6 protein-coding genes are annotated in these 14,852 nt (G+C 63.8%); 4 read left to right on the top strand and 2 right to left on the bottom strand.

The genetic code is table 11. The features are described from left to right. Positions 1 to 130: 130 nt before the first annotated feature. The gene (locus N5D48_RS16250; protein ID WP_279886081.1) at positions 131 to 649 is read right to left on the bottom strand and encodes a carboxymuconolactone decarboxylase family protein; all 519 of its coding nucleotides are present in this window, start codon (positions 647 to 649) and stop codon (positions 131 to 133) included. Between the two features lie 121 nt (positions 650 to 770). Here N5D48_RS16250 and N5D48_RS16245 point away from each other — a divergent pair, with 121 nt between their 5' ends. Further along, a complete protein-coding gene (locus N5D48_RS16245) occupies positions 771 to 1,592 on the top strand; it encodes an AraC family transcriptional regulator (RefSeq protein ID WP_279886078.1) in 822 nt (273 codons plus the stop codon). 8 nt (positions 1,593 to 1,600) lie between these two features. Here N5D48_RS16245 and N5D48_RS16240 read toward each other — a convergent pair whose 3' ends face one another. Next, a complete protein-coding gene (locus N5D48_RS16240; RefSeq protein ID WP_279886076.1) occupies positions 1,601 to 1,918 on the bottom strand; it encodes a DUF2388 domain-containing protein in 318 nt (105 codons plus the stop codon). A gap of 269 nt (positions 1,919 to 2,187) precedes the next feature. Here N5D48_RS16240 and N5D48_RS16235 point away from each other — a divergent pair, with 269 nt between their 5' ends. The 3 genes from N5D48_RS16235 to N5D48_RS16225 all read left to right on the top strand — a co-directional run bounded on the left by N5D48_RS16235 (position 2,188) and on the right by N5D48_RS16225 (position 14,780). Beyond that, positions 2,188 to 6,837, top strand: a complete 4,650-nt coding sequence (locus N5D48_RS16235; RefSeq protein WP_279886073.1) for a Tc toxin subunit A — start codon at positions 2,188 to 2,190, stop codon at positions 6,835 to 6,837. A gap of 43 nt (positions 6,838 to 6,880) precedes the next feature. Next, positions 6,881 to 11,377, top strand: a complete 4,497-nt coding sequence (locus tag N5D48_RS16230; protein ID WP_279886071.1) for a neuraminidase-like domain-containing protein — start codon at positions 6,881 to 6,883, stop codon at positions 11,375 to 11,377. Positions 11,378 to 11,462: 85 nt separating this feature from the next. Continuing rightward, positions 11,463 to 14,780 carry a hypothetical protein gene (locus tag N5D48_RS16225; protein ID WP_279886069.1) on the top strand — a complete coding sequence of 1,106 codons (3,318 nt, stop codon included), beginning with the start codon at positions 11,463 to 11,465 and terminating at the stop codon, positions 14,778 to 14,780. The last annotated feature ends 72 nt before the right edge of the window (positions 14,781 to 14,852 follow it).

The raw sequence follows: 14,852 nt of genomic DNA, 5'->3' as shown, positions 1-14,852 counted from the left end.
CAGGGCCTCGATCCATGATGAGTGTCGTTGTCATGAACCTGTCAGCGTAGACCCTGGTGGCATCCTGGGCGCCGCGCTCGGTCTCACAAGCATTGCAAACCATCGCCGAGGCCCTGCCCAGGGGCTTGGCTCAGGTATTGCGCGGCGGGAAGTCCACCTCGGTACGCGCCACGTTGTTCAGGTAGTTGGTCAGCGTCATCAGGCTCACCTGGGCGATCACATCGACGATACGCTCATCGTCAAGCCCTGCGTCCCGCGCTTGCTGCAACACCTGATCGCTCACCTGACCACGATCGACGGTCACCGCGCGCGCCAGGACGGCAACGGCATTCAGGGTGCCGGCGCGGGCCGCCAGCACGTCGCCGCTGTCCAAGCCGGCCTTGTGGCCGAGAAAACTGTGGGCTGCCACACAATAGTCGCAGCCGTTGACCTGTGAGGCGGCCAGGGCGACGACCTCGCGCTCGGTGGCGGTCAGGCTGTTCCTGCCCAGGGCCTGGGCCAATGCCAGGTAGCCATTGAGCGCGGCGGTCGAGTGGGCCAGGGTGGCGAAGGTGTTGGGCACGAAGCCCAGGCCTTTTTCGACGCCTTGCAAGGCTGTGCGGGCGGCGGCGGGGGCCTGGTCGAGGGTAAGGGCGGCTATACGGGGCATGGTGCTACTCCTGTGGTAGGGCTTGGGTATCAAGCTTGGGCACAGATTACCCAGTCGGGTTTGCCTTTCGGGTTCGGATCGTCCAGTTTATGCAACTGATCGTCCAGAATCGGAGCCTTCGATGGACCGCCTCGCCACCTTGCTCGATCATTTCGCGTTTACCGCCTCGACCTTTCACCATGGTCGCTTCTGTGGGATTTCCCAGTATGACGCGGCGCGGCCAGTCGGCTACGTGCACCTGTTGCGTGCAGGTCAGCTGCATTTTATCGATGACCAGGGGCGGTCGACGCGACTGGAAGCGCCGAGCCTGATGCTGATGATCCGCCCGCGTGTGCATCGGCTGGTCGCCAGTGACGCTGACGCCGCTGAACTGGTGTGCGCCACCCTGGCGTTCAGCGGTGGCCCGGACAACCCTCTGGCCCGCGCCTTGCCTGACCTGATGGTCTGCCCCTTGAGTGCGTTGCCTGGGGTCCAGGCCAGCTGTGAGTGGCTGTTCGCCGAGGCCCAGGGGGATGAGTGTGGCAAGGCATTGGTGCTCAATCGTCTGTTCGAGCTGATGGTGATCCAGGTGCTGCGCCATTTGCTGGGTAGCCATAGCGTGCCGTCGGGCATGCTCGCGGGGCTAGCCGACAAGCGTCTGGCGCGAGCACTGGTGCCCTTGCACGAGGCGCCTGCGCAGGACTGGTCGGTCGAGGCGCTGGCTGCGCTGGCCGGCATGTCCCGGGCCAGTTTCGCGGCGTATTTCAAGGTGGTGGTCGGCGAGACGCCAGGCGACTACCTGGCCAGCTGGCGGGTTGGCCTGGCGCAGAAACTCATCCGTCAGGGGCGGCCTCTGGCGTGGGTGGCCGGCGCGGTGGGCTATCAGAGCCCTTCGGCACTGGCGCGAGTATTCCGGCGCAGGACCGGGATGAGCCCGAGCGAGTGGCGGGACTCGCTCGGGTAGCCGCTCGGTCAGTGATTCGCCAACTTGTCGTCCTGTGACAACAGGGCCTTGGCCAACTCTTCGTCGCTGGCTTGCAGCCCCGGATTGGCCTGCCGAGCCTCGGCCAGCGCCGACTCCAGATAGGCACCGCGAATGGCGCCGCCGCTGGCGACGAATGCCGACAGCTCGTCACGGGCGGGAATGATGCGCTTGTCGTCCTTGAAGGTGGAGTACAGCGAAGCGGAAATCCCCGCCGAGGTGGCGACGTCGCCGGCATCGACACGGGCCAGGGCGGCACCGGCGGGCAGCAGGAGCAGCAGTGAAGGAACGAGCAGCAAGTGGCGCATGGCAAATCCTCCGCGAAGGTGTAGCCAGGGGAAAGGCTGCATGTTGTATAAGAGGGTCGCGCATGGGCGGGAGTTCCACTTCCGCGCAAAGCGCTCGTTGATCGACGTGCGCGGCCATTGATCATTACAGGTTCCGAGCGTTTGGCAACCTAGTACATCTGCGAGTTATCGCGCGCCCCCCCCAGCCCTAGCATCCAGTGAAGACAGCGACAGTATCCCGTGATCGGGGCTGTTCGCATCTCTCACATCAAGGATTTCCCGGGGGCAACATGATTGAAGGTAGCGGTGAAAACCAGCAGGCGTTGCTTGCAAAGATTCTTGAGACCGAGCCAGGCCTCAAGGCCAAGTTGAATACCGACGCGCGTTCGCGGGCGTTTACCCCAAGTCTCGAATGCAAGAGCGCCGCGGGCTTGATGGCGCAGTTCTCTGGCTTGCATGACTGCGAAGCGCAGCGGCTCAAGGGGCGTCTAGAAGTGGCGTCGGCGGCACTGATGCGTGGCTTTCGCGAGCAGCGGCTGAGCGCGAGCGTGCGCCGTGCATCGGATGAGTTGAAAGGGGGCCTGGCGTTGACCACCGGGCCCACCTATGAAAACCAGTTCCAGCCGTCATGGGCCAGCAATACCCATCCGCAGGCTGTGGATGCCACCACTTCGCCGGCGGCCTATCTGATCGATATGCTCGCCTTCGCCCGCGACCATGTCGAGGCCCAGGGCGACCCGGACAAGACCCTGACTTTGCAGACCCGTCGGCCGGACCTGTTCGATCTTTGCATCGACGAGCAGTCCATGCACCTTGAGCTGACCCAGGTCGAAGTCGCCAGCCGAGTGCTGGAGCGGGCGATCGACGAGCACCAGGGCGCAATGGCGGACGAGGGCGTCACCACTCAGGACAAGCTGCTTGATACGCGCTATCCGTTGAAGCTGTTTCCTTATGAAGCGTATTGGCAGCAGATTCGCACGGTGTTGGCGCACAACCAGCTGTCGATGAGCGACGTGGTGCGCCTGGCGGATATCGACAGCCCGTATTTCATCCAGCCTGGCGCCCATTCGAAGTGGTCGGATGCGGCGCTGCAGCAGGAGAGTTCGCTGGGGCCTGCGTTGCGTGCCCTGCTGGTCGAGGCGCCTTACTTCGGTGGCGCGATCGGGATGTCGATGGCGGCGCGCGGTCGTCGCGTGCCGAGGGTGTCAAGGACCCATTCGCGACGCAGCATCGAGCCCACAGCTGAGAGCAATGAGCGTTTCTTCCATGACAACTTTGGTGTCCCAGGCTTTTCGAACCTGCAGAAAGTGGTGAGCTTCTGCCAAGCGCTGCAGATGAACCAGGATGAAATGGAGTCCCTGTTCGGCCTGGCGGCGCACACCCCGATCCGCTCCGAAAACGTGCCTGAGAAAGGGGATGCCGGCCCGGTCACGGCGGACCTGTTCGGTGCTCGTTTCATCAACAGCGGCGAGGGCGAGCCGGTGGCAGTCGCCACTGCCGAACTGGATCCGCAGCATCATGCGTTCGAGCGCCTGACCGAATCGCGCTGTGACCGCCTCAACCGACTGGTGCGCCTGGCCCACGCGTTGCAGTTGTCCTACACGGAGGTGGATCAGGTGGTCTGCGCGGCGATCGATGCCGAAAAGCGAGCCGTTGTCGAGAGCAACAGAATCCAGCCTGCTGGCACACCGCTGTGGATGTCCGCCAACACCGTTCGCGCACTGGGGCTGTTCCAGTTCCTGCGCGAGCGTTTTGCCTGCAGTGCCGAAGACTTCTCCGCGCTCTTGTCGGACATGGCTGTCTACGGCACCGCGGACACGCCCAGCCATTTCGATCGCGTTTTCAACAGCGATACGACCAGCGCACTGGTGCTCGACGGCGGCCTGATCGATCTGAGCGACGAGCTCGCCCAGGGCAAGCTCACGGTCGACCAGCTGTGCAGCGGCCTTGGCATCAACATGGAAACCTTCCGCTATCTGTCCCGACTGGTGATGCAGGGCCAGGGCAGCGAGCGGCTGACGCGTTCGCTACCGACCATCAGCGCATTCTATCGGGTGACGATGCTGGCCAAGCTGCTGTCGATCACCACGATCGAACTGCTGTCGCTGCTGGAGACCTTGAGCCCGGAGGGGCTGTATGGCCTGCAACTGGCCGGTGTTCCGCAGAACGCGATGTACCAGAGCTTCTCGCAGACAGACACGGTGAGCGTCATCCATGCCATCTGCCATTGCGTGCTCTGGTGTCAGGAGCAGGAACTGCCCATCAGCTGGTTGGTCCAGCAGTTGCTGCCGGTCGAGACGGCGGACGTGGTACCCGAGGAAGTCAGCACTCTGTTCGGCGAGCTCAAGAGCCAGCTGCTGCCGTTCCAGGAGTTGGAGCGCAGCCTGGCCGAAGCGGGCGTGCCTGCGCTGAAGACGCTGGGCTGGCAGGCCCAGTTGAAGCAGATCGTCGATGAGCAGGGCCTGATCAACGATACCGGAAACTCCGAGGAGGACTTCGACCCGCTGCAGTACGAGAATTTCGCCTCCCGGGAAATCAGCGTGGTGATCGAGCATCTGGCCAGTACGGATGATCAGCCGGACAACGAACTGCCGGCCTTGACGGCGGACGAAGCCGAACACCTGCGAACGCTGATCCTCGGCGTCGTGCTGCGTGCCCGTTCGCAGCAATGGGGAGTGGTGCAGGAACGCCTTTCCCAGTTGCTGGGGCTCAACGCCGAGCGGGTGATCCCGGTGATCTACTGGGCCGAGGGCAAGGTCCATACGTTGCTGGCCAGCGCGGCGAGCTTCGATCCGACGCTGGCACAGTCGCAAGTGCTGAAGTCAGTCATGCCACTGATCCAGCGCATGCAGCGTTACGCCAGGGTCGCCAGCCAGTTCGAGCTGAGCCCGGCGTTCTTCTCCAGCCTGTTGGTGCGCGCGCAACAGCCAAGGTTCAGCCTCAAGAGCACCGATCTGTCATTGCACACCCTGTACTTCCTCGAGCGGTATACACGCTGCCTGCGTCTGGCCAGGCAGTCGGAAACGCAGTTGCTCGGCTATTTCTCGCTGGTCGAGGCGATGGGCTCGTTGACGCCGAACGAGCAGCGTCTGATCAAGGATGCCGCGGCGGAGAAGATCGCCGGCTGGCTGGGTTGGGGCATTCGCGAGGTGCTCGATGTGGCTGCGCGGGTGTCGCCCGACGGCATCATTCGCAACCTCGCGCAGTTGTGCGCGCTGGTGGACACGCGCCAGTTGTGCGAGAAGACTGGGTTGAGCGCGGCTTCGCTGATGAATCTCAGCCGCTTGAGCCCTCACTCTGATACCCCAACTTACCAGGCGGCCGCGCAGGAAGTGCTCAGCAGTCTGCGCCGTGACACCGAGCAACGGCGTGACGAAGCCGAGTTGCGCCAGAGCCTGTCGTCGCGTTGCATGGTCAGCGAGCAACGACTGATTGCCCGCAAACGAGACGAGTTCAGCACCGTGACCCTCAGGCTGCTGGACATGAACAACCAGCCGGTCTCGGACATCCGGGTGGCGTGGGCAACCGACCTTGGCACTTTGCTCGATCACTACAGCTATACCGATGCCGACGGCGTGGCGACGGTTCAGCTGCTGGCCGGGCGGGAGATGGGCGTTGCCCATGTGAAGGGCACCTACTTGCTGGACAGCAGCGCCTTCGCGCCACCTGTGATGATCGACTGCGACGAGGAGTCGCTCGGTTTGTGGCCGATCGAGGGCAAGCCCTGGGAGCCTTGGGAGCTGGCCGGCAATCGCGGTCAGTACCGCTTCAGTGCGCTGCTGGAGGACCGCTACGGCAACCCCGGGGTCGATCGCCTGGTCAACTGGGCCACCGAGATCGGCACCTTCGTCGATACCGGCGGCGAGACGCTGACCGACAGCCTCGGCTACAGCCATATCGGCCTGCGCAGCCTGCGGCAAGGGACCGGCAGCGTCTCTGCCTGGTACTCCGCTGGCAATGCGAGCCCCGAATTCTTCGAAGTCGGCTTCGACGACCGGCCATACATCGGCTCGCTGGTGCTGGCCTCCTGGGCGGTCGCTGGCGACGAGATCCAGGTCAAGGCCACGATACTGGGCCTTGACGGCGAACCGGCAGCTGGCCAGGCGATGACCTGGACATGCACCGGGGCCGAGGTGATCCGCGCCTCGACCCACAGCGATGAAAAAGGGCAGGCTCAAGCCATTCTGCGTGCCAGGAACGCGGGGGGCGTGCAGGTGACCCTTGGGCTGCTGACCGATGATTCGTGGCCGCTCGAGTACCACTATCGCGAACTGTCCTTCGACGTGCTGGCCGACGCCACGCTGCGCACGGTGTGGGAAAGCGGCAAATGGCCAATGGCCGACGGCATCGGCGCCAGCGAATACGAGGTGCACATCTTCAGCTCCGACGGCAAGCCGGTCGAGCGCTACCCAGTGACCTGGACCGTCGAGCAAGGCGGCATCGAGCCGGTGGTGCGCTTGACCGGGCCCGAAGGCATCGCCCGCTTCAACCTGAAGAGCGATGACACCGGGGAACTGACCGTCATCGCCAGCTGGGGCGATCAACAGTCTCACCGCTTCTCGCCGGTGACGTTCCTGCCGCCGCTGCAGATGGAAGTCCTGTTCGACGGCGAGACCGTCGATGGCCCGATCACCATCACCCAGCCTTCGACGGGCACCTCGACACACACCCTGACCTATCGCCTGGCCGCCGATCATCCGCTGCTGAACGTGCCGATGAACCTGCTCTATTCCGGTCGCGACTCGAATGCTGCCCTGGGCCTGGCATTCAGCCCAGCCCTGGGTGCCGACAACCGCTTCGTCGGGCGGGAAGTGACGTGGCAGATCGTCAGCTCGACGACATCGCTGCAGCACATCGCCGCCCTCCGACTGGGGCTCACCTACGACCAGGCGATCGCTCCGCTATGGACACAAACCGCAGTCCAACCGCCACGCGACTGACCCCAGGCCCAACCCTTTCCGTCCTTTTTCAAGTGAGGTTCCCATGAACAGTGAGTTAACCGATCGGCTGTCGGAGCAATGGCGCGATGCGCTGAGCGCCTACGTTATTCATCACGTACTGCCCGACAAGCTACAGGCAGGGTCATTGAACATGATCACGGCCGAACACCTGGACCGTTATTTCATGATGGACACCCAGGTCACTGCCAAGGTGAAGACCACTCGCCTGGCCGAAGCGCTGGCCTGCACCCAGACCTACATCAATTCGATCTTCAATAACATCGAGCCGGGCTACAAGCAGGATTTCGCCCCTGACCTGATCGCTTTCTGGCAACAAGCCATGGCGAACTATTCGCTGTGGGCGGCCAACCAGATGCTGGAGGACTACCCGGAGAACTTCATTCGCGCCGAACTGCGCCTGGACAAGACGCAGTTGTTCCAGACCCTGGAGAACGACCTGGGCCAGGGCCAGATCACCGACGCCGCCGTGCAGAGCGCGTTGCTGACCTATCTGAACGCCTACGAGTACCAGAACAGCATCCGTGTGCATTCTGGCTACATCGATTACCGCGACGAGCGACTCGAAGCCGAACGCTTTACCGGCCATGCCTTCGCCAACTCGGATTACTACCTGTTGGGCAAGGACACCGCTTCACCGCCCAAGTACTACTGGCGCAAGGTCGGTATCCGCCTGGACCAGGGGTCCACCTTCGTCCAACCGGACGCTTGGGCGGAATGGCTGCCGATCGACATGCCCGCCGGCACCACGGTGCTCCAGGCGCGTCTGGTGCTGTTCTGTGGGCGCCTGCATCTGGTCTGGCTGCACCAGGGCGCGCCGGTTTCCGTCGATACCGCCGGCACCGACAAGCGCTATCCGCTGAAGCTGGAAGTGATTCACCTGGGGCTCGACAACCAGTGGTCCTCGCCCGAAGAACTCTGGAGCCAGAATGTCGAGGCCGGCGCCGATGGCGAGTTCGATGCGCAGGCCTACCAACTGCTAGCCCTGGCGCTGGGGCGGGTGCGTGGCAGTGACGATCAGTTGTACGTCGCCTTGCGGGCCTATGAGGAAGACTTGTACAAGCTTCAGCGAGATGTATTGAAACGCGAGGTCGGTGAACAGGATTTCAGTGCCAACGGCAGGTCCCGCCTGTTCAAGCTGTTCGAACACGCTGAGGGCAAGTTGGCGCTGCAGCGCCGCTTGTCCGCCAGCGATTGGTGGGTGGACAGCGTCACGCCGGGCGAGCAGAACGACCGCCACACGCTGCTCGATGCCCTGCTGACCGAGCACGGCGAGGACAGTCACATGCTGCAGCTACGGGTGCACTCCAGCGAGGAGCGCAAGGCGTTGAGGCCGGTGTCCATGCAGCTGTCCAGCGGAAGGTTGCGCTGGCTTGGCCGTGGCGTCGAGAGCGTCGTTATCCGCACCACCGCCCAGGGCGGCTTCGAGCTCCGCTGCATGGCGAGGTACCAGCCCGATTTTCAGCGCATGACCCTGAACCATCCTGATCTGGGCGACGTCCATGTGCTCGCCAGGGAGTTCCAGCGCACGAACTACGGCAGGTACGAAGCGGTGACCCCGCTCGACCTGACGAGCCTGATGATCCCGATGACAGCCTTCACCCGCCGCTACATTCGCGATGGCGCAGGCTTTAGCGTCAGCATCGACCAGAATACGCCGGCCCCGCTCAGCGACTACACGAACTTCATCACCGTGGAGCCCGATACCGTGCGCCTGGACGATATGGAGCTGACCATCGACGGGAAACGCTTGTGGAGCGGCTCCTGGACCCTGAACGGTGGTGCCAGCAGTGCGCGGGTGGCGCATGAGTGGAGCGCGGGCTCGAACACCCTCGTGTGCCGCTTCGGGCAGCGTGGCGGGGCCATGTCCACGTTCACGATCACCCGCTCGCAGATGACGTCGCTTGGCGTCAGTACCGGGCCTTACATTCATCAGCAGACCAGCGGCACCGAGTTTCTGGTGTTCGATTTCATCGGCGGCGCCCAGAAACCACTCGCCGTTCGGCTCAACTCCCAGCACGTGCCGGACCTGATCAATCGTGCTCAGGCCTCGCCCCGGGCGGTCTTCGCCTGGGACGCGCAACATCTGCAGGAGCCGCCCTATGTCCCGGACGAGGCCGGCAATGGCTACCTGAGCTGGCAGCGTGCTCCCGACGATCCGCTGATGAGCCTGTACGACGCCAACGGCATGTACCTGCGCGAACTGTTCTTCCATGTGCCGCACCTGATCGCCTCACGCCTGCAGGAGGAGGAGCGTTTCGAAGAGGCTCGCCGCTGGTTGACGCTGGTGTTCGATCCGCAGCACCGGCAGGCTCCGACGGAAACCCCTGGGGTCGACTACTGGAACTGCGCCTGGTTGCTGCGTGACGACACCCCGGCCGCGGGCCTGGAGCATGAACTGGTCGATCCGCACGCCATCGCGCTGCACGCGCCGTCGCACTATCGCAAGGCAGTGTTCATGCAGTACGTGCGCCTGCTGATCGGCGAGGCCGACGTGCAGTATCGACGTCAGAGTCGCGACAGCCTGGCCAACGCCTGGCTGCTGTACCGCATGGCGGCGGACCTGATGGGCGAAGCGCCGCAGGCACGGGCGATCAACACCTGGCAGCCGAAAACCGTGGCAGCGTTGCTGGCGTCCATGCAGGACGGGGTCTGGTCGGTGGGCGATGCGCAAGCCGTGGTGCCGGCGGATCTGCCCAAGCAGCTGTCCACGTTCTTCTGGTCTGGCGTGGCGGCGCATCCGGCCTTCCGGCTGCCGGTCAATCGGCAGCTGCTGGATATCTGGCAGCTGTTGTCGCAACGCTTCCACAACCTGCGTCACTTCCTGTCGATCGAGGGCTCGCCGATGGCGTTGCCGCTGTATGCGCCGGCGGCCAATCCATTCGATCTGCTGATGGCGCGCATGGGCGGCAATGCCAGCCTGTCGCACCTGATGGGCTACCGCACGGTGGTACCGCCTTACCGCTTCCGCACCCTGGTGGCCAAGGCCCAGGAGGTGGTGACGACGCTGATGCAGTTAGGCGAGCAACTGCGCGGCTACATGGAGCAGCAAGAGCGCACCGAGCTCGAGGCTTTGCAGTTTCGGCAGGCGGCGGAAATCGCCGGCTATACCATCGCCATCCAGGAACAGCTGCTCAGCCAGCAGCAACAGACCGAGGGTGTGCTCAGGGCCCAGCGCGCCGCCACCACACTGCGCGAGGCGCACTACACGCGCCTGTATCAGGAGAACATTTCCGAGCAGGAGAGCGAGGCGATGAGCCTGCACGGCGACGGACGGATCATGTCCAGCGCCGGGCATGCGCTGGTCGGTGCCTCGTTCCTGGCCGAGCTGGCCCCCAACGTCTTTGGTCTGGCCAGCGGCGGGATGAAGTTCAAGGGGCCACTGATGATGGCCGGTTACGCGCTGGATATCGCGGGTACCGCGAAGACCACCGCGGCCGAGCTGCTGCGCGAGTCCCAAGGCTACCGCCGCCGCCGCGAAGAGTGGGAGCTGCAGGCCCGGCTGGCGGGCAAGGAGCGCGAGGTCATTGACAAGCAGCTCGAGGTGCAGCAGCACGCCACCCTGGCCGCTGAACAGGCCCTGGTCCATAGCCGCACGGCATTGGCGCAGGCCCAGCAGTTGTATGCGTTCTACCAGAGCAAGTCGACCAGCGTGTCGCTGTACCGCTGGCTGCGCTCCCAGGCCACGACCTGGCACGCGACGCTGTTCGACGTGGCGGTGAGCCTGTGTCACAGCGCCGAGGCGTGCTGGCAGTACGAGACCGGCAATTACGACAAGCGCATCATCCGTACCCCGGTCTGGCAGGCCGATCGTCATGGCCTGAACGCCGGCGGCGAACTGCGCCTGGACCTGCACCGCCTGGAGGCCGAGGCGTTGCTGCGCAACGAGCGGCACCTGGAGCTGCGCAAGACTGTGTCGCTGCAGGCGCTGCTCACGCAGGGGCTGGTCTTCGACCAGGGCGGCGAGCCCATTGCCGATTGGCAGGCCTTGCGTGACGTGCTGGCTAAGGACGGCGAGCTGACCTTCAGCCTGTCCGAGGGGCTGTACAACCAGGATTACCCCGGTCACTACCTGCGTCGCCTGCACAGTGTGGCGCTGACCCTGCCGGCTCTGCTGGGGCCATACCAGAACATTCGCGCCAGCCTGACCCAGAGGCAGAGCCGGTTGCTGACCCGACCGGATATCGAAGGCGTGAAGTTCCTGTCGCCGGAACTGGCGCAGGAGCAAGGCGACGGCCGTCACGTGATGATGAGCCTGCGCGCCCGCCAGCAGGTCTGCCTGTCATCGGCCGATCAGGACATCGGCCTGTTCACCTCCGCCGAGACCGACGACCGCTACTTGCCGTTCGAAGGCACCGGCGCGGTATCCGACTGGCACCTGAAATTCCCGCGTCATGCCGAGCAGGCCGAGTTGCTCGACGGACTCAGCGACATCGTCGTGGACGTCCAGTACTTCGCCCTGCATGGCGGGACGCAGTTCGAGGAGCAGGTCGACGCGCTGATGTCGCGGCCAGCACCCTGATCCCCCCCATTCGACCCTGACAACAACGCCCCGTGCGCGAGCGCGCACGGGGCCAGCCCCACCCTGTGCAAAATTGGAGATCATCATGTCACTACACATCATTGAACCCCTCATCCCTGGCCGCCCCTTGGCAGGGACGGCCGAGCAAAGCATCAGCCACTCGGTGCTGGACGCCCCTTCGTTCCCTCGGGGCAGCATCGGCCCACGCAGCGCCTGGCAGAGCCAGAACAGCAACGGCTTCGCCTATTTCTCGGCGGATGACGGTGGCACTTACGTAGGCATCACCCGGAACAACCGGGTCTGGCAGGATTTCGAGCTGCCCATGGCGGCGAACCCGGCCAGCGAAGGCCGCCCGGACTACTGGCTGGGTTGCCAGTACAACGCCAGCTGGTTCGGCGAGTGCACGCTCAGCGTCTACCTGCTCGAAGGGCAGAACGAGACGGACCTGCTCTACCGGCAACCCATGCGCGGCGAGCCGCCGCAGGCCAGCCGCCGCGCGCTGCTCGACGACCCCACATGGCATGAGCTGTCAGTGCAGCGCATCGCCGTGCCAGCCGGCGCCCAACGTCTGCGTGTGGTATTCGAAACCCCGAACTCGGTGGGGCTGGCGTACCTGTACATCCGCGATGTCGTGTCGCAGTTGCGTCTGCCGCCGTTGGCGGGGGACATGCGCCTGACTGTGGACCCCGACGGCGGTGCGATCGAACAGACCGGCAGCCCGCTGCTGCTGTGCCATGGCGCCGTGCATCGACTGGAAGTCAAGGCGCAGGACGGCAACCACTGGCAGGAGCAGAAACTCAGCCTGCTGTGGATGAACGAGGATGAGCGCCTGCCGGTGGAGTTTGGCGTGCACACGACCCCTGCGCTGAACCTCAACGACAACGACCATGAGGAAAGCTACCAGCCGCTACCCGCGTCGACCGGCGCGCATTGGGACATCCATGCGCAGGCCCAGGAGGTGCTTTCCGGTGAAGTAACGCTGGGTCTGGGCAGCTACTGGCAGGCCCTCAAGCATGCGCTGCCAATGCAGGTCGGTGACTTCCGCTACGACGTCGTCGATCTGCAGTGGGACGGCGTGGTGCCGATCGTCGAGCTGGACAACAGCACTCGCCTGAGCGCCGTGGTGAAGAGTCCTTTCGCGCCCGAGCGTGTGCTGGCAGGCAAGGACGTGACCTGGCTGCTGAACGACAAACCCTACCGCACGGTGCCGACGGACGAGCAGGGGCGGGCGGTGCTGAACTACAAGCCTGCGCCGGGCGACCTCGGCCCTGATGACCGCCTGGCGTTCAAGGCCTGCTGTGAAGATGCGTTGGGGCAAGCGAGCGAGCGGATCAGCGCGATCCCGGGCTTTCTTACCTCGCCCTGGACGGAGCAGCTCGATGTGCTGTTCAACGGCGAGCCCATCAGCGACTTCGATGCGTTGAACCTGCGCCTGACAAGCATCGGCAGCCACACCTTGACCTTGCGACCGAAGCGCGCTGGCGGCTTTTTCGATGGCTTGCCGGTGACCTTGCAATGGCCCGACGGCCAACCACAGCTGGGCATCACCTTGAGCCCGACCACGGCGCAAACCATGACTGCCCAAGGCATCAGCTGGCAGATCGTCAGCGGTGACGAGCAGGGCACGTTCAACCTGGAAGCGGCCACGCCGAGCCTGGACGTGCCGCTGTCCTTGCGCGGGGTACGGCTGTCGGCCAGCCTGGCGGATGAAGTCGATCTGCTGCTGGGTGGCGCGCCTTTGACTGCGCCAGCCTTGTTCCGGCGAGGCGAGGTGCGGACGCTGTCCATCGTGCCCAAACCGGGCAGCCTGCTCGGGGGCATGAAGCTCGACACCTGGCTGAGCTTCACCGACGGCAGCCTGGTACCGGGCGATGTGGGTGCCGTGCCTGGCTATGGCAGTAACCAGGCGTTCCAGCCGGAGGGACTGAGTTGGTCGCTGACCGGCGCGGACCTCAGCGGTACGTTCGGGCTGCAGCTGCATATGGACGGCTTCCTTGAACCGTTGGTGATCGATACCTGTGTGTTGCTTTCCACCGATCTGAGCGAGGAGGTCGAGCTGTCGTTCGATGGCGCCCCGGTACTCAAAGGTTCCCGCGCAGTGTTGCGGCGCAGTGTGGCCAGCGCAGTGTTTCTGGTGCCCAAGGCCAGCAGCCCGCTGGGTTCGCTCGGGCTCGACGCATGGCTGACTTTCGCCAATGGAAGCCTGACCGCGGACAGCCTTTTGGCCTCGCCGGTTTACGACAGGAGAGAGAAGTTGACGGCTACGGGCCTGGGCTGGTCCCTGACTGGCCAGGACGTGAGCGGTACGTTCGGCTTGGCGATTCATGTGACAGGCTTCCATACGCCCTTGATGTTGAAGGACTGCGTGCTGCTGTCATCGAACTTGAATGACGAAATTTCGATCGCATTCGACCACGCGCCCATCGGCCCTCGATCCATTTTCTGGCGTAACAGGCCAAGCAATTTGAGCATCGGCCTCAGGGACGGCAGCCCACTGGCACAGTCGGGAGTGAGTGCCAGGTTGGTGTTCAATGATGGCACCCTGAGTTCGAGAGACGTGACAGCCGTGCCCGACTACAACACCAGGCGAGAGTTCACGACGCCGATGTTGGAGTGGTCGCTCACAGGGCTGAATGTGAGTGGCAAGTTTTCCTTGAGCATTCACGTCGATGGATTCGATTCCCCTGTAACGCTGGGCAACTGCCTGTTGCTTTCCTCGAACTTGCACCATGAGGTCGAACTGCTGTTTAACAACGTCCCGGCCATCAGCCCCAGGCCATCGCTCTGGCGCAATGAGCGAAGCACCGTAGGTATCAGGCTCAGGGACGGCAGCCCGCTGGGAGACGCAGGCTTGAATGCCAGCTTGGCGTTTATCAACGGTAGCTTGAGGTCCAATGACGTGGTCGCGGTACCGACTTACAACGTGACTCGCGCCTTCACGGGGGCGATGCTGGAGTGGTCACTGACAGGACGAAATACGAGCGGTACCTTTTCTCTGAGTATTCACATGAGCGGCATGCAGGCCCCGATTACGCTGGGTTCCTGCCTGCTAATGTCTCGAAATCTGGCCGATGAAGTCGAGCTGAGGCTGGGCGGTGCCATTGTACCTGACGGCTCCTCACAGACATTTCGACGAAATACGCAAACTGAACTCCGTGTCGTACCCAGGGCAGGTAGCCCGTTGCACCAAGGCGGGCGCTACGCTGCACTATCTTTCAGTAGCCCGGACATGGTTTCGGCTAATTTGCATGCCTCGCCAGGATACAGCGCCAGCAATCCGTTGACCGCTGCCGGTGCAACCTGGTTGCTGACCGCAGGTGATCGCAGCGGCACGTTCAGCCTGCGCATCTCTGTATCGGGCTTCGGAAACCGACTGCGGTTGATCGATAACCAAATGTTGTGATTGCCAGCAAGCTGTTGCGCGAATACCTCCCCCCATGAAGGTGTTCGCGCTCCTGGCAACGTTGCCACTATC

Origin of the sequence: Pseudomonas sp. GD03858 (assembly GCF_029840925.1) — a bacterium.
GTDB lineage: Bacteria > Pseudomonadota > Gammaproteobacteria > Pseudomonadales > Pseudomonadaceae > Aquipseudomonas.
This window is presented reverse-complemented; position numbering and strand designations above follow the sequence as displayed.

What these genes read in the sequence shown, in the direction of transcription:
- N5D48_RS16250 (WP_279886081.1), bottom strand. Translation starts at nt 649, where the DNA reads ATGCCCCGTATAGCCGCCCTTACCCTCGACCAGGCCCCCGCCGCCGCC.
- N5D48_RS16245 (WP_279886078.1), top strand. Translation starts at nt 771, where the DNA reads ATGGACCGCCTCGCCACCTTGCTCGATCATTTCGCGTTTACCGCCTCG.
- N5D48_RS16240 (WP_279886076.1), bottom strand. Translation starts at nt 1,918, where the DNA reads ATGCGCCACTTGCTGCTCGTTCCTTCACTGCTGCTCCTGCTGCCCGCC.
- N5D48_RS16235 (WP_279886073.1), top strand. Translation starts at nt 2,188, where the DNA reads ATGATTGAAGGTAGCGGTGAAAACCAGCAGGCGTTGCTTGCAAAGATT.
- N5D48_RS16230 (WP_279886071.1), top strand. Translation starts at nt 6,881, where the DNA reads ATGAACAGTGAGTTAACCGATCGGCTGTCGGAGCAATGGCGCGATGCG.
- N5D48_RS16225 (WP_279886069.1), top strand. Translation starts at nt 11,463, where the DNA reads ATGTCACTACACATCATTGAACCCCTCATCCCTGGCCGCCCCTTGGCA.